24 protein-coding genes are annotated in these 21,374 nt (G+C 63.0%); 2 read left to right on the plus strand and 22 right to left on the minus strand.

Annotated elements, in window-relative coordinates:
* Positions 1 to 301: 301 nt before the first annotated feature.
* Genes ABJO61_RS11200 through sdhC form a run of 5 tightly spaced genes read right to left on the minus strand, consistent with a single transcriptional unit; the run spans position 302 to position 4,099 of the window.
* Positions 302 to 661 carry a hypothetical protein gene (locus tag ABJO61_RS11200; RefSeq protein WP_348323212.1) on the minus strand — a complete coding sequence of 120 codons (360 nt, stop codon included), beginning with the start codon at positions 659 to 661 and terminating at the stop codon, positions 302 to 304.
* A 7-nt stretch (positions 662 to 668) separates the two neighbouring features.
* On the minus strand, positions 669 to 1,448 hold the full coding sequence (locus ABJO61_RS11205; RefSeq protein WP_348323213.1) for a succinate dehydrogenase iron-sulfur subunit: 780 nt from the start codon (positions 1,446 to 1,448) through the stop codon (positions 669 to 671).
* A 22-nt stretch (positions 1,449 to 1,470) separates the two neighbouring features.
* Positions 1,471 to 3,264 (minus strand): succinate dehydrogenase flavoprotein subunit, encoded by a 1,794-nt coding sequence (sdhA, locus tag ABJO61_RS11210; protein ID WP_348323214.1) that lies wholly within the window; start codon positions 3,262 to 3,264, stop codon positions 1,471 to 1,473.
* Positions 3,265 to 3,296: 32 nt separating this feature from the next.
* Entirely contained in the window at positions 3,297 to 3,692 is a 396-nt protein-coding gene (gene sdhD, locus ABJO61_RS11215) for a succinate dehydrogenase, hydrophobic membrane anchor protein (RefSeq protein WP_348323215.1), read from the minus strand.
* A complete protein-coding gene (gene sdhC / locus ABJO61_RS11220) occupies positions 3,692 to 4,099 on the minus strand; it encodes a succinate dehydrogenase, cytochrome b556 subunit (protein WP_348323216.1) in 408 nt (135 codons plus the stop codon). Before sdhC ends, sdhD begins: the two co-directional genes overlap by 1 nt.
* Before the next feature lie 291 nt (positions 4,100 to 4,390).
* Here sdhC and ABJO61_RS11225 point away from each other — a divergent pair, with 291 nt between their 5' ends.
* Positions 4,391 to 4,870 (plus strand): PaaI family thioesterase, encoded by a 480-nt coding sequence (locus tag ABJO61_RS11225; RefSeq protein WP_348323217.1) that lies wholly within the window; start codon positions 4,391 to 4,393, stop codon positions 4,868 to 4,870.
* Positions 4,871 to 4,873: 3 nt separating this feature from the next.
* Here ABJO61_RS11225 and ABJO61_RS11230 read toward each other — a convergent pair whose 3' ends face one another.
* The 17 genes from ABJO61_RS11230 to ABJO61_RS11310 all read right to left on the minus strand — a co-directional run bounded on the left by ABJO61_RS11230 (position 4,874) and on the right by ABJO61_RS11310 (position 20,411).
* Positions 4,874 to 5,467 carry a PAS domain-containing protein gene (locus tag ABJO61_RS11230; protein ID WP_348323218.1) on the minus strand — a complete coding sequence of 198 codons (594 nt, stop codon included), beginning with the start codon at positions 5,465 to 5,467 and terminating at the stop codon, positions 4,874 to 4,876.
* 75 nt (positions 5,468 to 5,542) lie between these two features.
* Positions 5,543 to 6,601 (minus strand): MaoC family dehydratase, encoded by a 1,059-nt coding sequence (locus ABJO61_RS11235; protein ID WP_348323219.1) that lies wholly within the window; start codon positions 6,599 to 6,601, stop codon positions 5,543 to 5,545.
* Positions 6,598 to 6,768 (minus strand): hypothetical protein, encoded by a 171-nt coding sequence (locus ABJO61_RS11240; RefSeq protein ID WP_348323220.1) that lies wholly within the window; start codon positions 6,766 to 6,768, stop codon positions 6,598 to 6,600. Before ABJO61_RS11240 ends, ABJO61_RS11235 begins: the two co-directional genes overlap by 4 nt.
* A gap of 12 nt (positions 6,769 to 6,780) precedes the next feature.
* Positions 6,781 to 7,677, minus strand: a complete 897-nt coding sequence (locus ABJO61_RS11245) for a CoA ester lyase (protein ID WP_348323221.1) — start codon at positions 7,675 to 7,677, stop codon at positions 6,781 to 6,783.
* Between the two features lie 116 nt (positions 7,678 to 7,793).
* The gene (amt, locus tag ABJO61_RS11250) at positions 7,794 to 9,944 is read right to left on the minus strand and encodes an ammonium transporter (RefSeq protein ID WP_348323222.1); all 2,151 of its coding nucleotides are present in this window, start codon (positions 9,942 to 9,944) and stop codon (positions 7,794 to 7,796) included.
* Positions 9,945 to 10,161: 217 nt separating this feature from the next.
* Positions 10,162 to 11,184, minus strand: coding sequence for an aspartate-semialdehyde dehydrogenase (locus ABJO61_RS11255; protein WP_348323223.1), 1,023 nt, complete (start codon positions 11,182 to 11,184; stop codon positions 10,162 to 10,164).
* Positions 11,185 to 11,214: 30 nt separating this feature from the next.
* Positions 11,215 to 11,562, minus strand: a complete 348-nt coding sequence (locus tag ABJO61_RS11260; protein WP_348323224.1) for a DUF559 domain-containing protein — start codon at positions 11,560 to 11,562, stop codon at positions 11,215 to 11,217.
* 218 nt (positions 11,563 to 11,780) lie between these two features.
* The gene (gene leuB, locus ABJO61_RS11265; protein ID WP_348323225.1) at positions 11,781 to 12,887 is read right to left on the minus strand and encodes a 3-isopropylmalate dehydrogenase; all 1,107 of its coding nucleotides are present in this window, start codon (positions 12,885 to 12,887) and stop codon (positions 11,781 to 11,783) included.
* Positions 12,888 to 12,920: 33 nt separating this feature from the next.
* Positions 12,921 to 13,526, minus strand: a complete 606-nt coding sequence (gene leuD / locus ABJO61_RS11270; protein WP_348323226.1) for a 3-isopropylmalate dehydratase small subunit — start codon at positions 13,524 to 13,526, stop codon at positions 12,921 to 12,923.
* A gap of 10 nt (positions 13,527 to 13,536) precedes the next feature.
* Positions 13,537 to 14,970 (minus strand): 3-isopropylmalate dehydratase large subunit, encoded by a 1,434-nt coding sequence (gene leuC, locus ABJO61_RS11275; RefSeq protein WP_348323227.1) that lies wholly within the window; start codon positions 14,968 to 14,970, stop codon positions 13,537 to 13,539.
* A gap of 151 nt (positions 14,971 to 15,121) precedes the next feature.
* Positions 15,122 to 15,514 (minus strand): 50S ribosomal protein L19, encoded by a 393-nt coding sequence (gene rplS, locus ABJO61_RS11280; protein WP_348323228.1) that lies wholly within the window; start codon positions 15,512 to 15,514, stop codon positions 15,122 to 15,124.
* 100 nt (positions 15,515 to 15,614) lie between these two features.
* Positions 15,615 to 16,322, minus strand: coding sequence for a tRNA (guanosine(37)-N1)-methyltransferase TrmD (trmD, locus tag ABJO61_RS11285; protein WP_348323229.1), 708 nt, complete (start codon positions 16,320 to 16,322; stop codon positions 15,615 to 15,617).
* Positions 16,315 to 16,881, minus strand: a complete 567-nt coding sequence (gene rimM / locus ABJO61_RS11290; protein ID WP_348323230.1) for a ribosome maturation factor RimM — start codon at positions 16,879 to 16,881, stop codon at positions 16,315 to 16,317. The genes trmD and rimM overlap by 8 nt, the downstream gene beginning before the upstream one ends.
* 6 nt (positions 16,882 to 16,887) lie before the next feature.
* The gene (gene rpsP / locus ABJO61_RS11295) at positions 16,888 to 17,328 is read right to left on the minus strand and encodes a 30S ribosomal protein S16 (RefSeq protein ID WP_348323231.1); all 441 of its coding nucleotides are present in this window, start codon (positions 17,326 to 17,328) and stop codon (positions 16,888 to 16,890) included.
* A gap of 77 nt (positions 17,329 to 17,405) precedes the next feature.
* Positions 17,406 to 18,947: a signal recognition particle protein gene (gene ffh / locus ABJO61_RS11300; RefSeq protein ID WP_348323232.1), complete on the minus strand. Its 1,542-nt coding sequence runs from the start codon at positions 18,945 to 18,947 to the stop codon at positions 17,406 to 17,408.
* A 145-nt stretch (positions 18,948 to 19,092) separates the two neighbouring features.
* Complete coding sequence (locus ABJO61_RS11305) at positions 19,093 to 19,575, minus strand: CinA family protein (RefSeq protein WP_348323233.1); 483 nt, start codon at positions 19,573 to 19,575, stop codon at positions 19,093 to 19,095.
* Positions 19,575 to 20,411 (minus strand): PIG-L family deacetylase, encoded by an 837-nt coding sequence (locus ABJO61_RS11310; protein ID WP_348323234.1) that lies wholly within the window; start codon positions 20,409 to 20,411, stop codon positions 19,575 to 19,577. Before ABJO61_RS11310 ends, ABJO61_RS11305 begins: the two co-directional genes overlap by 1 nt.
* Before the next feature lie 84 nt (positions 20,412 to 20,495).
* On the opposite strand from ABJO61_RS11310, the gene dapF reads away from it, so the two are divergent.
* Positions 20,496 to 21,365 (plus strand): diaminopimelate epimerase, encoded by an 870-nt coding sequence (gene dapF / locus ABJO61_RS11315; protein WP_348323235.1) that lies wholly within the window; start codon positions 20,496 to 20,498, stop codon positions 21,363 to 21,365.
* Positions 21,366 to 21,374: the final 9 nt, after the last annotated feature.

A 21,374-nucleotide genomic window follows, 5' to 3' on the forward strand; every position in this document is an offset into this window, starting at 1 on the left:
GATCGAGCGCCCTTCGCCACGTAGGCGGGCAATCTCGCACCGGTCTTCCAGAGTGAACTGCTTGTATTTGTGCCCCATCGCAACACCTTAAGCCCAAGCTGGTGTTGCACTTCGTTTGTGAACTCAGGGGACCCACTCGCAAATCAGCTTGCCGAAGATCACGATGTTGCGTGACCGCGCCCGCCGCGAACGCCACGGTCAAACCGCTCTTGCTGAGGGAACCAATGGGTCCCGGCCTTCGCCGGGATGACACCTCTGGGTGGGGAGGCGCGGAGAAAGACGAAAGCCGCCCGGAGGCAGCCTAGCCCTGCTCCGACAGGAATCGACGCTTGGTGACCCAGAGCGGCATCGGCGCGCCGGTATAAAAGTAGATGACCAACGCGGCGAGAACGCGAAACGGCGAGCGCAGCAGGGCTCGCGGTTCGGATTCGAGGTCGTCGACATAGTCTTCGACGGGAACGATCAGGGCCTGGGCAGCCGCAGCATGGTGATCGAAGACGTGGAGATGCACACCCCCGAACGCAAAGACGAGAAACCAGTCATTGCGAACATGCCAATAGCCGCTGACCATTGTCGGTATGCCGTAGGCGGCGAGCATGGAGCGCAGGCAGGCGACCTCTGCCATTGAATAGCTGGCGCAGAGCGGAACGAGCCGCGCCACGGAGACCTCAGGCCTGACGCTCCACCATCATCTTCTTGATTTCCGCGATGGCCTTGGCCGGATTCAAACCCTTCGGGCAGGCCTTCGCGCAATTCATGATGGTGTGGCAGCGATAGAGGCGGAACGGGTCTTCGAGGTCGTCGAGACGTTCGCCCGTCGCCTCGTCGCGGCTGTCGATGAGCCAGCGATAGGCCTGGAGCAGCGCGGCGGGGCCGAGATAGCGGTCGCCGTTCCACCAGTAGGACGGGCAGGACGTCGAGCAGCAGGCGCAGAGAATGCACTCGTAAAGTCCGTCGAGCTTCTCGCGGTCGTCATGGCTCTGGCGCCATTCCTTCTCCGGCGTCGGCGACTTCGTCTGCAGCCAGGGCTCGATGAAGGCGTGCTGCGCATAGAAATTGGTGAGGTCGGGCACGAGATCCTTGATCACCGGCATGTGCGGCAGCGGGTAGATCTTGATGTCGCCCTTCACCTCGTCGATGCCCTTGGTGCAGGCCAGCGTGTTCGCGCCGTCGATATTCATGGCGCAGGAACCGCAAATGCCTTCACGGCAAGAGCGGCGGAAGGTCAGCGTCTGGTCGACCTCGTTCTTGATCTTGATGAGCGCGTCCAGAACCATCGGCCCGCACTTGTCGAGATCGATCTCGTAGGTGTCGATGCGCGGGTTCGATGTGTCGTCCGGCGACCAGCGATAGACGCGGAAACGCTTCACGTTTTTCGCGTCCGGCGCGGCCTTGAAGGTCTCGCCCTCGGTGATCTTGGAATTTTTCGGCAGTGTGAACTGAACCATGATCTAGACCCTCATGCGCGAATTAGTACACGCGCGCCTTTGGCTTGATGTAGTCGATGTCGTTTGAAAGCGTGTAGGCGTGAACCGGACGGTAGTCGATGGTCGGCTTGCCGCTCGAATCGTCCACCCAGCACAGCGTGTGTTTCATCCAGTTCGCATCGTCGCGATCGGGGAAGTCCTCGCGGGCATGGGCGCCGCGGCTTTCCTGACGGTTGACCGCGCCATTCACGGTGGCGGTCGCCTGCACGATGAGATTGTCGAATTCGAGCGTCTCGATGAGATCCGAATTCCAGATCAGCGAGCGGTCGGAAACCTTGAGGTCCGGCATGGCCGCATGAACCTCCGCCACGCGCTTCACGCCCGACTGCAACGTCTCGCCGGTACGGAACACAGCGACGTCTTCCTGCATGGCGCGCTGCATCTGCAAGCGAAGTTCGGCGGTGGGCGTCGAGCCCTTGGCGTTGCGATATTTGTCGAGGCGCGCAATCGCCATCTCGCCCGAACCGCTCTGAAGTTCCGGCTGGCGCTGGCCCGGCTCGACGAGCTCGGCGGCGCGAAGCCCCGCCGCGCGGCCGAAGACCACGAGGTCGATCAGCGAGTTGGAGCCGAGACGGTTCGCGCCGTGAACCGAGACGCAGGCCGCTTCGCCAACCGCCATCAGGCCCGGCACGACCGTATCCGGGTTGCCGTCTTTGAGCGTCAGCACTTCGCCGTGGAAGTTCGTCGGGATGCCGCCCATGTTGTAATGGACGGTGGGGAGCACCGGGATCGGCTCCTTCGTGACGTCGACGCCCGCGAAGATGCGCGCGCTCTCCGAAATGCCCGGAAGGCGCTCGGCAAGGATCGCAGGGTCCAGATGGTCGAGATGAAGGAAGATGTGGTCCTTGTTCGGACCGACGCCGCGGCCCTCGCGGATTTCGACCGTCATCGAGCGCGAGACGACATCGCGCGAGGCGAGGTCTTTCGCCGAGGGCGCATAACGCTCCATGAAGCGCTCACCCTCGGAATTGGTGAGATAGCCGCCTTCGCCGCGCGAGCCTTCCGTGATGAGGCAGCCCGCACCGTAAATGCCGGTCGGGTGGAACTGGACGAACTCCATGTCCTGAAGCGGCAGGCCGGCGCGCAGCACCATCGCATTGCCGTCGCCCGTGCAGGTGTGCGCCGAGGTGGCGGAGAAATAGGCGCGGCCATAGCCGCCCGTCGCGAGAATGACGAGCGAGGCGCGGAAGCGGTGGACTTCGCCGGTCGCCATGTCGAGCGCGACGACGCCACGGCAGGCACCATCGGCATCCATGATCAGGTCGATGGCGAAATATTCGATGTAGAACTCGGCATTGTGACGGACCGACTGGCCGTAAAGCGTGTGCAGCATCGCATGGCCGGTACGGTCGGCGGCGGCGCAGGTGCGCTGCGCGATGCCTTCGCCGAAATTCGTGGTCATGCCGCCGAAGGGCCGCTGATAGATCCGGCCGTCTTCGGTGCGCGAGAAGGGCACACCGAAATGTTCGAGTTCGTAGACGGCTTCCGGCGCCTGGCGGCAAAGATATTCGATGGCGTCCTGGTCGCCGAGCCAGTCCGACCCCTTCACCGTGTCATACATGTGCCAGCGCCAGTCATCCGGGCCCATATTGCCGAGCGAGGCGGCAACACCGCCCTGCGCCGCAACGGTGTGGCTGCGGGTCGGGAACACCTTGGTGATGTTCGCGGTGCGAAGCCCCTTCTCGACGCAGCCAAGCGTGGCGCGAAGGCCGGCACCGCCGGCACCGACGACAACGACGTCGAATGTGTGATCGTGGAACTCGTAAGCAGCCGTCATGACGTGGTCTCGACGTTTTTAAAGGAACGGGATCAGGCGCCGAAGCCGATCTTCACGACTGCGTAGACGCAGGCGAGACCGACGGCATAGGCGAAGAAGAAATTGGCGATAAGGGCGATGCTGCGCAGCAAGGCGCCCGTCACATAGTCTTCGATGACGATCTGCATACCGATACGCATATGCATGATCGCCGCAATGACGAGGAGAAGGGCGGCAATGGAAACGAACGGATTGCCGAGCCAGCTCCGCGCGGTTTCGTAGTCGGCGCCGGTCAGCGCGACGAGGAAGCCGGTGAAGAAGAGCGCGAGCGGCACCATCGCCACCGCCGTGATGCGCTGGCGGATATGATCGCCGGTGCCGGACTTCGCCGAACCCTGCGCGAGAACGCGGCCAAGCGGCGTGCGCATATCCTTTTTCGCTGCGGACATCAGATTACCCCCCGCATGGAGAAGATGACGGCCCAGACGAGAACAGTGCCCGCCAGCGCGGCAACGATCGCAATCCAGGAGATCACGTCGGCGGCCTTCGGCGAGGTCGCAACGATCTCGTCCCACAGGAGATAGCGGATGCCGCCAAAGAGATGATGCAGCAGCGCCCAGGTGAAACCGATCAGCACGAGCTGGCCGAGCCATGAGCCGGCGGCCGACTGGAAGACGGCATAGGCATCCGGCCCCGAGGCCGTGGCGATCAGCCACCAGGCGACAAGCGCCGTGCCGCCGTAAAGCGCGACGCCAACGATGCGATGCAGGATCGACATCGCCATGGTGATCGTGACGCGATAGATCTGGAGATGCGGAGAGAGCGGCCTCTCTACGGCTTGTCGCTGTTCAGCCATCCGAAGAACCCCGTTCGGGCAACAAGAAGAACGGCGGGCCCGGACGGACCCGCATGTGTTGTCCCGTTGTTTATCGCGCGGCGGCGTTCATGGCAAATACCCTGACGCTGTCATGGAAAAGGAACGCAAACGGGACCCGCGCAAAAGCCTTTGCAAGAAACACGAAAGCGAAAAGAGCCCGAAAACGCTGGGGCAAAGGCGTCGCCGCAACATGCTTTGCATGAAACTGCGAAGCCTTCGCAACAAAGTGCGCGCAGGATGCGTCATGACTTCGCCAGCGAGGATGACGCCATGAGTGCAGATATGAGTGCAGGAACGATTCCCGGTCTCCTGCCGGACGGTGAGTCGCCGCTCGACCGGGTGACGCGGGTGCTGACGGAGCAGCCCTTCTCCATGCTGGTGGGGGCGAAGGTGGGCAAGGTGGAACCCGGACGGGCGGAACTGACGGTGGAGAACCGGCCCGACCTCACCCAGAACAACGGCTATATTCATGGCGGCGTGATCGGCTATCTCGCCGACAATGCCAGCGGCTGCGCCGCCTCGACCATGCTGCCGGCAGGCGCGGTGAGCCTCGTCACCTCGGAATACAAGCTGAACCTCGTGCGGCCCGCGCTCGGCATACGCGCGCTGGCGCGCGGCGAGGTGGTGAAGGCGGGGCGGCGGCAATGCGTGGTGGAGACTCGCGTCTTCTGCGAGGACGGGAAGGGCGCGGAAAAGCTCGTCGCCATCTGCCTCGCGACGCTTGCCTATATCTATCCGGGAGACCTGTGAGGCTCAGCCGAGCGGGGCGCCATCGGTGAGCGAGGCGGGCGGTACGCCATGACCGATATCGAGCCATTGCCAGACGGTCGAGCGCTCGATGCGGGCAAGGCCCGGCAGATCGTCGAAGGGCTTCGCCTCGAAATTCACGAAGATGCCGATATGGTCGACGGCGCTGTCCTGCTTGGAAATCGGCAGGATCGTGTATTCGTAATTGATCGAGCCGCCTTCCGCCGTGGTCGCGGGCGTCGACTGCCAGAGCCCGCAAGGCGTATCGAGACAGGCCATGACGCAATCATAGGCATGCTGCCGGATCGCGGGATCGGCGAGCGTCAGATAATCGACGCCGGTCAGATCCTGGCCGAAGAAATCGCGAAACCCCGAACCGGTAAGACGGAAGGGAAGCACGACCGCATTCGGGTCGGGCTCGATGATGGCGAACCAGGGTGCGAAAGGCGCGAAGCGGCGAAGATCGATGGCGCTGCGCGGCGGCACGACGAGACCGCCTCGCGACGCGTTCCACGCATCCTCGAAGGCGACGCTCTCCGGCGAGCGCATCGGTGCAGCTTGCGAGGAATTTGCCCGCCCGTCCGTCTCAGAGGAAAGCATGGCTCTGCTCCTTTGCCCGCGAGTGTTTCACCGGATGCTGAACCGGCGCTTAAAACCGGGCGCCCGATGCTCCGCTCAACGCCGCGGCATGAGTACCCAATAATCGAGATCGAGGATAACGCCATCCTCATAGCCTTTTTCCTGCGGACCGGGAAACTCACCGCAAGGTTTATCTTTCGTCGCAAATGTACGAACCCGGAGCGCGCCCAGATCATTGCGCCCCCTCACCTCCGCCTTGTCGAGAATTTCCGACCAGGCAAAGACCGTATCGCCGGCGAAACAGGGCGCGACGTGGCGGCCGCCATTGATGGCCGCTATTAAAACGGCATTGCCGAGACCGTTGAAGGAAAGCGCCCGGGCAAGCGAGATGACATGGCCGCCATAGATGAGGCGGCGGCCGAAGCGGCCCTTGCCTTCTGTATACTGATTGAAATGAACCTTCGCGGTATTCTGATAGAGCCGCGTGGCCATCATGTGTTCGGCTTCCTCGATGGTGATGCCGTCCACATGGTCGATCCGCTCGCCCTTTTCATAATCGTCCCAGAGATGGGGCGAACCCGAGGCGACCGTGTCGAAATTCCTGAACGAGGTGCCCGCGGGCGCGGAAAGATGCTCCGCGCCGACAGCGGCGGGCAAATGCGGCACATCTTCTTCCGGCGCGGGAGAGGCCTTGTCGCGCTTGCGCACCATCACCCAGCGCACATATTCGAGGACGATCTCGCCCGCCTGATTGCGGCCCTCGGAACGGACATAGACGACACCCGTCTCGCCATTCGAGTTTTCCTTGAGGCCGATCACTTTCGATTCCGTCGAGAGGGTGTCGCCGGGAAAGACGGGCTTCAGAAAACGGCAATCGGCATAACCGAGATTGGCCACCGCATTGAGCGAGACATCCGGCACGGTTTTCCCGAAGACGATATGGAAGGCGAGCATGTCGTCGACGGGCGCGCCCTTGTAGCCCGCCGCCCTCGCGCTCTCGGCGGAAGACTGCACCACGAAGCGCGAACCGAACAGCGCCTGATAAAGCGCGACATCGCCTTCCGTGACCGTGCGCGGCGTGGCGTGGCGCAGCACCTGCCCGACCTTGAAGTCCTCGAAATAGTTGCCTTCGTTTGTCTTGGCATTCGCGGTCATTCGCCGTCTCCATTCTTTTTTCGTGCGCCGTCGAAGGCGATACCCAGCGCAATGCCGATACCGATGCCGAGTGCGATGCCGACACCCATATCGTCCATCGCGGTGCCGATGCCGGTGCCGATGGCCACGCCGCAGGCGATGCCCGTTCCAAGGCTGCTGCTCTTCATCGGTCTCTCCCGTCAGCTCGCTTTTTCAAGCTCCGCGATTGCATCCGCGATGGCGACGGTGCGCTTCGCGATTTCGGCGTGCAGGATCTCGACCATGCGGCCATCCACTTTCAGCACGCCCTTGCCCTTGTTCTCCGGCTGCTCGAACGCCTCGATGGTTTTCCGCGCGAAGGCAACCGTTTCCGGGTCCGGCGAGAAGATGGTGTTGCAAGGCCCGACCTGCGAGGGGTGGATCAGCGTCTTGCCGTCAAAGCCCATGTCGCGGCCCTGCTCGCAGATGGCGGCGAAGCCTTCCTCGTTCTTGATGTCGTTATAGACGCCATCGAGAATGACGAGACCATAGGCGCGCGCGGCGACGAGCGCGAGGCCGAGCGAGGTCATCATCGGGGTGCGGTCCGGCGTATGCGCGGCGCGCAACTCCTTCGCGATATCGTTCGTTCCCATGACCCAGACGGACATGCGGGAGCCCGGCTCTCTCGCTTTTTGCGCAATCGACTGGATGTTGAGCGTCGCGAGCGGCGTCTCGATCATGCACCAGAGCTGGATATTGCCCTTGGCGCCCGCATCGTTAAGCGCCTCCTCGGCGCGCTCCACATCGGCGGCGGAATTGATTTTCGGCACAAGGATCGCGTCCGGCCCGGCGGCGACGGCGGCCTTGATGTCGTCCGCGCCCCAGGGCGTATCGAGCCCGTTCACGCGGATCGCGATCTCGCGCTTGCCATAACCGCCTTCCTTGACGGCGGCGCAAACCTGGGCCCGCGCCTCGTCCTTGGCATCCGGCGCAACCGCGTCTTCCATGTCGAGGATCAGCGCATCGGCGGGAAGCCCCCTCGCCTTTTCGAGCGCGCGGGCATTGGAACCCGGCATGTAAAGGACGCTGCGACGCGGGCGGGCGGCGATATCGGCCATGAAACTGTCTCCTTCGCGGGGATTGCGAGGGGACACTATAAAGGTGCGCGCGTCCTGTGAAGGGTCAAAAGTGAAGCACCATTGTGAAGTATCCGGGCGATGCGGAGCGCAAGCGCCTAACTGGCGATCTTCTGCTCCGCAAGCATGGTGCGCTCATGCGGCATGCGGATTGTGATGGTGGTGCCGAGGCCGGGCTCGGATTCGATGACGAGGGTCGCACCGTGCATCCGGGCAAGCGCCCGGGTGAGCGGCAGGCCGAGGCCCGTCCCCTCCGTCGAATAGACCGAGCTTTCCTTGCCGATCTGGCGGAAGGGCTCGAAAGCGACTGGAATGTCCTTCTTCTCCATGCCGATGCCCGTATCGGCGACCCGGAAGGCGATGCGATGATCGGGTTCCAGGAAGGCAGCCAGTTCGATATTGCCGCCCTTGGGCGTGAACTTGACCGCATTCGAGACGAGATTGAGCACGATCTGGCGAAGCGCCCGCTTGTCGGCCATGAGAAGCGGCAAGCCCTCCTCGACCGTGACGACGAGATTGACGCCTGCTTCCTCGGAGCGGTGACGCATCATCTTCTCGCAGCTCGCAACGACGTCGAACACCTCAAGCTCTTCTTCGTAAAGCTCGTAGCGGTCGGCCTCGATCTTGGAGAGGTCGAGAATATCGTTGATGAGGCTGAGAAGATGGCTGGAGGATTTGTGGATGTCGCCGACATAATCCTTGTAGCGCTCGTTCTCGATCGGCCCGAACAACTCGCCGTTCATGACTTCCGAAAAGCCGATGATCGCATTGAGCGGCGTGCGCAACTCATGGCTCATATTGGCGAGGAATTGCGATTTGGAGGCGTTGGCAAGCTCGGCCACGTCGCGCGCATCGCGCAACTCGTTGGCCGTGCGCTCGCGAATGCGCACCTCGCTGTTGAACTTGTCGAGAACGAGATTGTAGCGGCTCGCCATCTCGCCTGCTTCCGTGAAGGGCTCGACATGAAGCGGCCTGGAGAAATCGCCGCGCGCGGCCTGCCCCTCCATCGCGCCCAGCACATCGAGCAGCGCGGAAGAGGCGCCATGTTCGGCAATATTGAGGCCGACACGCTCGGCATCCGACGAAACACGAAGCGGCAGGAAGCGGTCAACGATACGAAGGACGACATAGGAAACGCCGAAGGCGAAGCAGCCGGCGGCGGCAACCCCGAGCGCCTGAACGCCGAACTGCTCAACCCGCGTATGCCCAGCGGGAAAGAGCGAGGCATCGCCAAGCAGCGCAACCGCAAGCGTGCCCCAGATACCGGCGGCGAGATGAACCGGCACGGCATCGACCGCATCGTCGATTTCAAGCCGCACCAGAAGCGCGCTTGCCGCATAACACACAAGTCCGCCGCCCGCGCCGATAAGAACCGCATTGCTCGTGGTGACGATGTGGCAATTGGCGGTGATGGCGACGAGGCCCGCAAGAATACCGTTCAGCGCGCTCTGCACATCGGGCAGCCCCTTGCGCACCCAGCTCACGCTCGTGACGGCGATACCGCCCGCCGCCGCCGCCAGCATGGTGTGGACGAGAATGTTCGGCACGCTCGCATTCAGCGCGAGCGTGGAGCCGCCATTGAACCCGAACCAGCCGATCCAGAGCAGGAACATGCCAAGCGTTGCCAACGGCATGTCATGCGGTTCAATCCGCTTGCCGCCATATCCGAAGCGGCCGATGCGCGGCCCGAGCACGAGGATCGCGGCAAGCGCGATCCAGCCGCCGATACTGTGAACCACGGTAGAACCGGCAAAATCGACAAAGCCGCGCCGTTCGAGCCAGCCGGCCGCCTCGCCCTCGAAGATGCCGCCCCAGGCCCAGTGGCCGAAGACGGGATAGATCATCATGGAAAGAATGGCGGCGGTGATGACATAGCCGCGAAAGCTCATGCGCTCCGCAACCGCGCCCGACACGATGGTCGTGGAGGTGGAACAGAAGGCGAGCTGGAAGAAAAAGAAGACCATGATCCAGGCGGTATTGACCGTACCGCCCGCAGGAACCTCGAAGGCGAAATCGGAACTGCCGACAAGGCCCGCATAGCTGGCGCCGAACATGAGCCCGAAGCCCACAAGCCAGAAGCCGATTCCCGCCACACAGAAGTCGAGGACATTCTTGATGGCGACATTGATGGAATTCTTCGCCCGCACAAGGCCTGTTTCAAGGCAGACGAATCCGGCCTGCATCAGCAAGACCAGAACGGTGCAAACCAAGACCCAGATTGTATCTATCGACTGCGCAGCACTACCCACAACTCGCCCCCGGCTGTCCGACGTGACAGAGGGAGTATCGAGGTGAAAGGTAAATTTTTTATCGGGGTACAGAAAAGGAAGGCGAAAAAAGGCCCGGAAACCCTGCACATATTTTGTGCATGATTTATCGGAAGGTTAATGCCTCACCATCAGTGGACGGAGGAATGTCCGCGCCCCTGTACGCGAGAATGCAACAGGGGCGCAGAACGGTATGTTCTCAGGCCGCCTTCTTGAGATAACGCGCGCCGAGAATTTCCGCGATCTGGACGGCATTGAGTGCCGCGCCTTTGCGCAGGTTATCCGAGACGACCCAGATGTTCAGACCGTTCTCGATGGTCGGATCGACGCGAATTCGGCTGATATAGGTCGCATATTCGCCAACGCATTCGATGGGCGTGACATAGCCGCCATCCTCATGCTTGTCGACGACGAGGCAGCCCGGCGCCTCGCGCAGGATGTCGCGCGCCTCCTCGTCCGAGATCGCCCGCTCGAACTCGATATTGACTGCCTCCGAATGCCCGACAAAAACGGGCACACGCACGCAGGTGGCCGTGACCTTGATCTTCGGATCGAGGATCTTCTTCGTCTCCGCCGTCATCTTCCATTCTTCCTTCGTCTGGCCGTCTTCCATGAAGACGTCGATATGGGGAATGACGTTGAAGGCGATCTGCTTGGTGAAGTTATGCGTCTCGATATCGTCATTGACGAAAATGGCGCGCGTCTGCGTGAAGAGTTCGTCCATCGCTTCCTTGCCCGCGCCCGAGACCGACTGATAGGTCGAGACGACGACACGGCGGATGCCGGCCGCCTCGTGCAGCGGCTTCAGCGCGACGACGAGCTGCGCCGTGGAGCAATTCGGATTGGCGATGATGTTCTTCTTCGTATAGCCCGCTATTGCCGAAGCGTTCACTTCCGGCACGACGAGCGGCACGTCGGCGTCCATGCGCCACTTCGAGGAATTGTCGATAACGACGCAGCCCTTGGCCGCGATCTTCGGCGCCCATTCGGCGGACATTTCGCCCGATGTCGCCATGAGGCAGATGTCGGTGCCCTCGAAATCATAGGTTTCGAGCGCCTTCACCTTGAGGTTTCGCTCGCCATAGGACACTTCCGTGCCCTGGCTGCGGCGCGACGCGAGCGCCACGACCTCATCCGCCGGGAACTCGCGCTCCGCGAGAATATTCAGCATTTCCCGGCCCACATTGCCCGTGGCACCGAGGATGGCAACCTTGTAGCCCATGATGTCTCTCCAGTGTCCCGCCAATAGTGGTCAGGAACTCTTGCCTTCATTCACGATGCTCAGGATCGTCTCCATCACACCTTTGGTATTTCCAAGCACGTCGGCGTTCCAGTATCTGAGAACACGAAAGCCGTTCTTCTCAAACCATTCGTCGCGGCGCCGGTCATGCTCAATCCCGGCATCCATTCCGTGCTGGCCTCCATCGACCTCGACAATGATCCGCGCCGAGTAACAGAGGAAATCGGCGACATAGGGGCCGACCGGACACTGCCGCCGGAAATGGAATCCCTCGTGTTTCATGCCCTTCAGATAGAGCCAGAGCTTCCGCTCCGCCTCCGTCTGGTTTCGTCTCAAATAGCGCGCCCGCTCATCTGCCATAGCTCGCATTCTGGCATGGAACGAAGCTTGGCCACATCTTCACCTCCCCCTTGCGGGGAGGTCGGGAAATTCGCGATCAAGCGGATTTCCCGGGTGGGGGCTCGGCGCCGTACCGACCCGCAAATCTCACCGGGCTTGTCGAGCCCTGCGGACCCCCACCCCAAAAATCGCGCTTCCCGACGATTTTTGGGCCTCCCCGCAAGGGGGAGGCGAGCGGCTTATCCGTTCAGTTTGGTGAGGGCGGCGAGGATCGCGTCGCCCATCTCTTTCGTGCTGGCCTTTTTCATGCCCGGCTGCATGATGTCGCCGGTGCGCAAGCCATCGGCCAGCACACTGTCGACGGCTTTTTCGAGCAGATCGGCGTCCGCGCCGAGCTCGAAGGTGTAGCGCAGCGCCATGGCGAAACTGAGGACGGAGGCGATGGGGTTTGCGGCCCCCGTGCCCGCAATGTCGGGCGCGGAGCCATGCACCGGCTCATACATGGCGCAGGCCTTGCCCGACGCATCCTTCGCGCCGAGCGAGGCGGAGGGCAGCATGCCGAGCGAGCCCGTGAGCATGGAGGCGATGTCGGAGAGCACGTCGCCGAAAAGGTTGTCCGTCACGATGACGTCGAACTGCTTCGGATTGCGGACAAGCTGCATAGCGCAATTATCGGCCAGCATGTTGTCGAGCTTCACATCCGCGAACTTCTCCTTGTGAAGCTTTGCAACTTCCTCGTACCAGAGCACACCGGACTTCATCACGTTGCGCTTCTCGACCGACATGACGCGATTGTCGCGCTTCTTCGCGAGATCGAAGGCGACCTCCGCGATGCGCCGGATCTCGCTCGTCGTATAGACCTGCGTATCGACGCCGCGTCGCTCGCCATTGCCGAGATCGGTGATTTCCTTCGGCTCGCCGAAATAGACGCCGCCCGTGAGCTCACGCACGATCATGATGTCGAGGCCCTCGACGATCTCGCGCTTCAGCGACGAGGCATCGGCGAGCGCGGCAAAGCAAAGCGCGGGGCGAAGGTTCGCGAAGAGTTCGAGATCCTTCCTGAGACGAAGCAGGCCCGCTTCGGGACGGCCCTCGTAAGGCACATCATCCCATTTCGGCCCGCCGACCGCGCCGAGGAGAACGGCATCCGCCTTCTTCGCCTTTTCGACCGTCTCGTCCGTCACCGCGACGCCATGCGCGTCATAGCAGCAACCGCCGACAAGCTCGTTCTCGACTTTCGCATCGAACTTGCGGTTGTCGTTGAACCAGCCGATGACGCGCTCGACTTCGCCCATGACTTCCGGGCCGATGCCGTCGCCGGCGACGATGAGGATGTTTCTTGTCATTACGCTTCTTCTTTTAAGAGGTGTCGGTGGCGATCAGAGCCAGGGCTGTTCGGCTTCGAGCTTCTTTTCGAAGGTTGCGATTTCCGCTTCCTTCTTCAGCGTGAGGCCGACGCCGTCGAGACCTTCGAGCAGGCAATGCTTGCGGAAGGGATCGATGTCGAAGGTGATGACGCCGCCATCCGGCCCGCGGATTTCCTGTGCTTCGAGATCGACGGTGACGACGGCGTTGGAGCCGCGCTCCGCATCGTCCATCAGCTTGTCGACTTCTTCCTGCGGCAGAACGATGGGCAGAATGCCGTTCTGGAAGCAGTTATTGTAGAAGATGTCGGCAAAGCTCGGCGCGATCACGCAGCGGATGCCGAAATCGAGCAGCGCCCAGGGCGCATGTTCGCGCGACGAGCCGCAGCCGAAATTCTCGCCGGTGACGAGGATCTGCGCATTCCGGTAGGCGGGCTGGTTGAGCACGAAATCGGGGATCTCGTTCTTGTCGTCGTCATAACGCATCTCGTCGAAGAGGTTCTTGCCGAGACCCGTGCGCTTGATCGTCTTCAGGAACTGCTTCGGGATGATCATGTCGGTATCGACATTGATGATCGGCAGCGGCGCCGCAACGCCTGTGAGCTTGTTGAACTTTTCCATCTGCGTTTCCTCAGTTCCCGAATTCGCGCACATCGGTGAAATGGCCTTCGATCGCCGCCGCGACCGCCATGGCGGGCGAGACGAGATGCGTGCGTCCGCCGCGGCCCTGACGGCCTTCGAAGTTGCGGTTCGATGTCGAAGCGCAGCGTTCACCGGGTTCGAGCTTGTCGGCGTTCATGGCAAGGCACATGGAGCAGCCGGGCTCGCGCCATTCGAAGCCCGCTTCGAGGAAGATCTTGTCGAGACCTTCCTTTTCCGCCTGCTCCTTCACGAGGCCGGAGCCGGGCACGACCATCGCATTGACGGTCGGCGCAACCTTGCGGCCCGCCTTGATCGCCTTTTCGGCGATGACGGCAGCGGCGCGCAGATCCTCGATGCGGCCATTGGTGCAGGAGCCGATGAAGACGCGGTCGATCTTTACTTCATTGATCGGCGTACCGGGCTTGAGCCCCATATAGTCGAGCGCGCGCTGCATCGACTTCGCATGCGCTTCGTCGTGCACGTCTTTCGGATCGGGAACGCGGTCCGTGATCTTGATGACGTTTTCCGGGCTCGTGCCCCAGGTGATGAGCGGCGGCAGGTTGGCGATGTCGATGGTGATTTCCTTGTCGAACACCGCATCCGGGTCGGAGGGCAGCGTCTTCCAGTATTCGACCGCCATCTCCCACGCCTTGCCCTTGGGCGCGCGCGGGCGGCCTTCGAGATAGGCATAGGTCTTTTCGTCCGGCGCAATGAGACCGGCGCGGGCACCGCCTTCGATCGTCATGTTGCAGACGGTCATGCGGCCTTCCATGGAAAGGTCGCGGATCGCCTCGCCCGCATATTCGATGACATAGCCGGTACCGCCCGCCGTGCCGATCTCGCCGATGATGGCGAGCACGATATCCTTCGCGGTGAAGCCTTCCGGCGCCTTGCCCACCACGTTGATCCGCATGTTCTTCGCCTTGGCCTGGATCAGCGTCTGAGTCGCGAGCACATGCTCGACCTCGGACGTGCCGATGCCATGCGCCAGCGCGCCGAAGGCGCCATGCGTGGAGGTGTGGCTGTCGCCGCAAACGATGGTGGTGCCGGGCAGCGTGAAGCCCTGCTCGGGGCCCACGATGTGAACGATACCCTGACGGATATCGGACATCTGGAGATATTCGACGCCGAAATCCGTCGCATTGTGCTCAAGCGTCTCGACCTGGATGCGGCTCTCTTCGTCGGCAATGCCCTTGGAACGGTCGGTCGTCGGCACGTTGTGGTCAGCGACGGCGAGCGTCTTCAGGGGCGCGTGAACCTTGCGATGCGCCATGCGCAGGCCCTCGAAAGCCTGCGGGCTTGTGACCTCATGCACGAGATGGCGGTCGATGTAGAGGAGGCCGGTGCCGTCCTCCGCCATCTCCACGAGATGCGCATCCCAGATCTTGTCGTACATGGTTCGGGGCATTGTGCGAGGTGCCATTTGCTTCTCTCTCTTCCGGCGGATTACGGACCGCCGCGTTCTTTGCTTTATGTCAGATAATCATTCCGTCGCCGCACAACAAAAAAGCGGGCCCGGGCGCTTCGGCGCCCTGCCCGCTTTTCGAGACAGTCTCCGCGTTATGCGGACGAAATCAGGCTGCGCCAGTCTTCTCTTTCAAGCGGGATTTGTCCTGCTTCTCGGTAATTCGGGCGGCCTTACCGCGCAGACCGCGCAGGTAATAAAGCTTCGCACGACGCACCCGGCCCTTGCGCAGAACCTTGATGCTGTCGAGAAGCGGGCCATAGAGCGGGAAAACACGCTCCACACCTTCGCCGTAGGAAATCTTGCGAACCGTGAAGTTCTCGTTGATGCCGCCGCCGGAGCGGGCGATGCAAACGCCTTCATAGGCCTGCACGCGCTCGCGGGTGCCTTCGACAACCTTCACATTGACCTGGAGCGTATCGCCCGGTGCGAAGTCGGGAATGGTCTTGCCGCTTGCAAGAGCTTCCATCTGCTCCTGATCGAGCTGCTCGATGATATTCATGGGTCTCAACCTCGGATATGAAGGCGTTCTGGGCTTTGTCGGGACATCCCGGCCCGGAAGCGCGCTTCCCTAACATAAATAATGGGCATTGGCGACTGTCTTAGGGCCTTTTCCGGAGAAATTTCTCCCAGAGATCGGGCCGCCTTTGCCGTGTTGTCTCTTCGGCCCTCTCCCGGCGCCACGCGTTAACCTTCGCATGATCGCCGGAGGTGAGAACCGCCGGTATCTCACGGCCCTCGAAGTTCTGGGGCCGCGTATAGTGCGGGTACTCAAGGAGCCCGCCTTCGAAACTCTCATCCTCGCCGGACGCATCGCTGCCCATGACCCCCGGCAAAAGCCGGATCACGGCATCGAGAAGGGCGAGCGCCGCAGGTTCCCCGCCCGAAAGGACGAAATCCCCGAGGCTGATCTCCTCCATCTGCCGTCCCTCGATGACCCGCTGATCGAGCCCCTCGAAACGGCCGCAGAGAAGGACCACGCCGGGCCCCGCAGCAAGCTCCCTGACCCGTTTCTGGGTCAAGGGCGCCCCCCGGGGGCTCAGATAGATCAGCGGCCTCCGGTCCCCCTCGGGGTGGACCTCATCGACCGCCGCCGCCACGACATCCGCCCGCATCACCATGCCCGGACCGCCGCCTGCCGGCGTATCGTCCACGGAGCGGTGCCGGTCGGTCGCGAAGGAGCGGATATCCACGGCGTCGAGCGCCCATGTCCCCGCCTCCAGCGCCCGGCCTGCGAGCGAAACGCCCAAGGCCCCCGGAAACATCTCCGGGAAGAGCGTCAGCACGGTTGCGGACCAGCCTTCACTCATTATCCGCCTCCGCCGCATCGTCGCCGAAGGTACCCAGAGGCGGGTCGATCACGACCTTGCCGCCTTCGATATCGACTTCAGGGACGTTTTCGTCCGTGAAGCTCATCAGCACCGTCTCGCCGCCTTCATCGGGCGCGATTTCGAGGAGGTCGCCCGCCCCGAAATTCTCGACCCCGGCGACAAGGCCATAGACCTTGCCATCCGTGCCCACCACCCGAAGACCGATGAGGTCGGCGTGATACCAGCCTTCCCCGTCCTCATCCGCTTCCGGCAGGCGCTCGCGCGGCACATATAGCTCCGTGCCCCTGAGCGCAGCCGCCACATCGCGGTCGGCAATGCCTTCAAGCTGGCAAATGACGAGATCCTTCGCCATGCCCTTCGCCGCAATGGCGAAGCGCCTTGCGCCGTCCTTCGTCTCGACCGGCCCGTAGGCGGCGACACCGTCCGGCGTTTCCGTGAAGGGCTTCACCCGGACGAGGCCACGCACACCATGTGCGCCCGTGACCACACCCAGACAGACCCTTTTTTCCCGCCCGTCACCCATCGGTGCGACGCGCAAGCGTGATTACGCCTGCGCCTCTTCCGCGGGAGCTTCCCCGGCAGGGGCTTCTTCTGCGGGCGCTTCCTCGGCGGGTGCTTCGGCAGCGGCCTTCGCAGCTTCGGCGGCTTCTTCTTCCGCCATGCGCGCCGCTTCGAGACGCTCCTGCGCCTTCGCCTTCGGCTTCGCCTTGTTCGGGTTGTTGCGGGCTTCACGCGTGAAGAGGCCGGCTTCGCTCAGGAAGCGGGACACGCGGTCGGTCGGCAGCGCTCCAACGGAGAGCCAGTGCTTCGCACGCTCGACGTCGAGAGCGATACGGTCCGCATTGTCCTTCGGGAGCAGCGGGTTGAACGTGCCGATCTTCTCGATGAAGCGCCCATCGCGGGGCGAACGCGTATCGGCGATCACGATGCGATAGAAGGGGCGCTTCTTGGCACCGCCACGCGCGAGCCGGATTTTCAGAGCCATCTTGTCTTACCTTTCAAGTAGTCCGGCCGATCGTTCGGGCCGGAAATCAGTTCATCCGTAAACGGATATTTCTCTAATCACTTTTTCTTCTTGCCCGAGGGAAGCCCCGGAAGACCCGGCGGCATGCCACCCATGCCGGAGCCGGGAAGCCCGGGAAGCCCCCCGCCCATGCCCTTGGGGAGGCCGCCGCCCAAACCGCCGCCGGACGAAAGCGCCTTCTGCAGCGCCTTCGGATCGTTTGCGAGTTCGGGGGGCAGGTCCGGCATCTGACCACCGCCGCCACCGCCGAAAAGCTTCGACATCATGCCGCCCTTCTGGCGGCCCATCGCCTTCATCATGTCCGCCATCTGACGGTGCATTTTCAGAAGGCGGTTTATTTCCTGCACCTCGGTGCCCGACCCCTTCGCAACGCGTTTCTTGCGGCTCGCATTGAGGAGCTTCGGGTTCGCGCGTTCGGCCTTCGTCATGGAGGTGACAATGGCGATCTGGCGCTTGATGGTGCCGTCATTCATATGCGCCTGGGCGGCCTGCATCTGCGCCTTGCCGACGCCGGGCAACATGCCGAGCAGGCCCTTCATGCCACCCATGCGGCCCATCTGGCGGAGCTGTTCGGCGAGATCGTCGAGGTCGAACTGGCCCTTGCGGAGCCGTTCGGCCATCTTCTCGGCCTTTTCCGTATCGAAGCTCTCGGCGGCCTTCTCGACAAGGCTGACGACATCGCCCATGCCGAGAATGCGGCCCGCGACGCGGTCGGCGCGGAAATCCTCCAGCGCGTCCATCTTTTCGCCGGTGCCGAGCAACTTGATCGGAACGCCGGTGACGGCGCGCATGGAAAGCGCGGCGCCGCCGCGTCCGTCGCCGTCGACACGCGTCAGCACGATGCCGGTAACGCCGATGCGGGCATTGAACTGTTCGGCGACATTGACCGCGTCCTGACCGGTCAGGCTGTCGGCGACGAGAAGCGTTTCATGCGGATTGGCGACGTCGCGCACTTCCGCAACCTCGCCCATCAGCTCTTCGTCGATATGGATACGGCCCGCCGTATCGAGCATGAGCACATCGAAGCCGCCGAGACGCGCGGCCTCGACGGCGCGCCTGGCAATGGCCACGGGCTGCTGCCCGGCAACGATGGGCAGCGTCGCGACGCCGGCCTGCTCGCCGAGAACCTTGAGCTGCTCCTGCGCGGCGGGACGGCGCGTATCGAGGGACGCCATCATGACCTTGCGCTTGTCGCGCGCGGTGAGGCGCTTGGCGATCTTGGCGGTCGAGGTGGTTTTACCGGACCCCTGCAGGCCGACCATCATGAGGACGACCGGGGCTGCCGCGCGCAAGGAGATCGAGGTGTCGGCTTCCGCGCCGCCCAGCATTTCCACCAGTTCGTCATGAACGATCTTGATGACCTGCTGGCCGGGCGTGACCGACTTCAGAACTTCATGCCCGATGGCGCGTGTCCGCACCTTGTCGATGAAGGATTTGGCGACCGGCAATGCGACATCGGCCTCGAGGAGCGCCCGGCGCACCTCGCGCATGGCCTCGTCCACGTCCTTCTCGCCCAGAGAGCCGCGGCCCTTGAGCTTGGAAAGAACGTCGCCGAGGCGGCCTGTCAGATTGTCGAACACGTCTGCTCTAAATCCCTGTAACACAAAGAAAAAACGCTTCCGCGAGCGAATATCGCCGGCGGAAGTTGACCCGGGCTCAATGCCTCGGGCGGGTCGGGGCGCAACAATGTCCCGAAAAACTTGCGCGGAAACTAGGGTCTGTCCGCTATTCTGTCAATGTTTCGAGGATGAGCCGGAGCGCCGCCTCCCCGAAGGCCCGCATATTGGCGGCCCTGTCGGCAGAGCCGGTACTGACGGTGATCGAGGCGGGATGAGGCCCTGCGAGCCCGATCACCGCCGTGCCCGGCCCCGGCCCGTAAGGCGAGCCGGAAGGCCCGGAGGCCCCCATTTCCGAGATCGCCCATGTAGCCCGGAACTTCTCACGCACAACCTCCGCCATCGCGGCGGCATAGGGCTCGGTCAAGGGTTTGACGTCAGGCGCAGGCGGCCCCTTGAGGTCGTAGAGCGCCTTCGCGGCGCCCCGCGTATAGATGACGGTCGAGCCCAGATAGAAGGCGGAGGCGCCGGGCTGGGCGACCAGCGCGGCAGACACGAGCCCGCCCATCGAACTTTCCGACAGGGCGATGGTTTCACCCCTTTTCTTCAGCAATTCCGCGACTTCATACGCAAGCGGCATGAGGCTTTCCATCAGTCTTCCTTCCCGATATCGGCGGCATTCCGCAATGCATAAAACTCCTTGTCCCAGACGAGATAGAGGAGGCGGGCGGGGACGCCATAGGCCCGGCGGACATAATCGCCCTGAGACGCGTGGATTTCCCAGCCCTTGAGCTTGGACGCCGTGTTGCCGGGCACCGCATGGGTGGGCGCGGGCTGGTTTTCGACCACGAAACGCCCCGTTTCCCCGGCCAGCCGCGCCATGGCGCGCGGCGGCGTCAGCGCATAGGCGATGTGGCGGGGACCGCGATAATCGCCGACCCCGGCCCTGAGCCGGGCAATCGCCTGCTCCGCCACGAGACCCATCCGCATGTGGTCCTTGTGGCCGGTGGCCCCGCTGGCAGGCCAGAAAGTGACGACGAGGTCCGGCCGGTAGCGCGTCATGGCCTCGGCCACGCGGCCGACCAGTTCCTCCATCGGCACCTCCGGCACCCCGCCATCGGGGTAATCCCAGACTTCCTGTTCGTCGATGCCCAGCGCGAAGCCGTTTTTCAGCACTTCCGCATGGCGGATAATGCCGAGATCGCGCTGCCGGGCGACCACAGGCACCTGCGTTCCCGCCTCGCCGCGCGTCGCCGTCACCTGCGCGACATAGGCGCCGCCCGCCTTGGCCGAGGTGATGAGCCCGTTCGCAAGCTGCTCGTCGTCGGGATGAGCGAAGACGGTCATGACCCGTGTCGCGCCGAGTTCGACAGCAAGCGATGCGACGCGCGTGGCCTCCGGCGCCTCAAACAGCCGGTTCACCCACAAGAACCCGGCAATGCCCGCAAGGACCAGAACCGCCGCCGCAAGACCAAGCGCCCAAACCATGATGCCCCTCATTTTCCCCCCGTCTTTCCGCTTTTCCTCAACTACTGGCACAAGCGGCCAAAAAGGGCCATATATGCCCGCATCATGACCCGCACGACGCATCATTTTCTGAAGATGAACGGCCTCGGCAACGACTTCGTCGTGCTGGACCTGCGCCGGGAGCCGCTTGCGCTCACCGATGCGCTGGCGCGCGCCATCGCCGACCGGGAAAAGGGCGTGGGCTGCGACCAGCTCATCACCATCGAGGAGCCCCGGAACGGCGGCGACGCCTTCATGGGCATCCGCAATCAGGATGGCGGCACGGTGGAAGCCTGCGGCAATGCCGCGCGCTGCATCGGCAGGCTGATCCTCGACGAGACCGGCAAGGACGCCGTCACAATCGAGACGCTGGGCGGCGACACGGTCGCGACCCGCGCCGATGGCGAGGACATCACAGTCGACATGGGCGAGCCGCGCCTGAAGTGGGACCAGATCCCGCTATCGGAAGAATTCCGGGATACGCGCGGCATCGAGCTTGAGGTGGGCCCGCTTGGAAACCCGATCATGCATTCGCCGGGCGTCGTCAATGTCGGCAATCCGCATGCGGTCTTCTTCGTCGACGATGCTGACGCGATCGAGCTCGACCGCATCGGCCCGATGCTCGAACATCATCCGCTCTTTCCCGAGCGCGCGAATATTTCCGTGGCGCAGGTTCTCTCGCCCACGCATCTGAAGCTGCGCACTTGGGAGCGCGGCGTCGGGCTGACAAAGGCCTGCGGCACGGCGGCCTGCGCCTCCACTGTCGCCGCGATCCGCCGCCGCAAGACGGAGCGCAAGATCACGGTGAGCCTGCCCGGCGGCGACCTCACCGTCGAGTGGCGGGAAGCCGACAACCACATCTACATGACGGGCGCGGCCGCGCTCGACTACGAAGGCGATCTCGACCCGGCGAAGATGCTCGCGGGGGCGGCGTGACGCGGAAAA

Origin of the sequence: Parvibaculum sp. (assembly GCF_039973015.1) — a bacterium.
Classification (GTDB): domain Bacteria; phylum Pseudomonadota; class Alphaproteobacteria; order Parvibaculales; family Parvibaculaceae; genus Parvibaculum.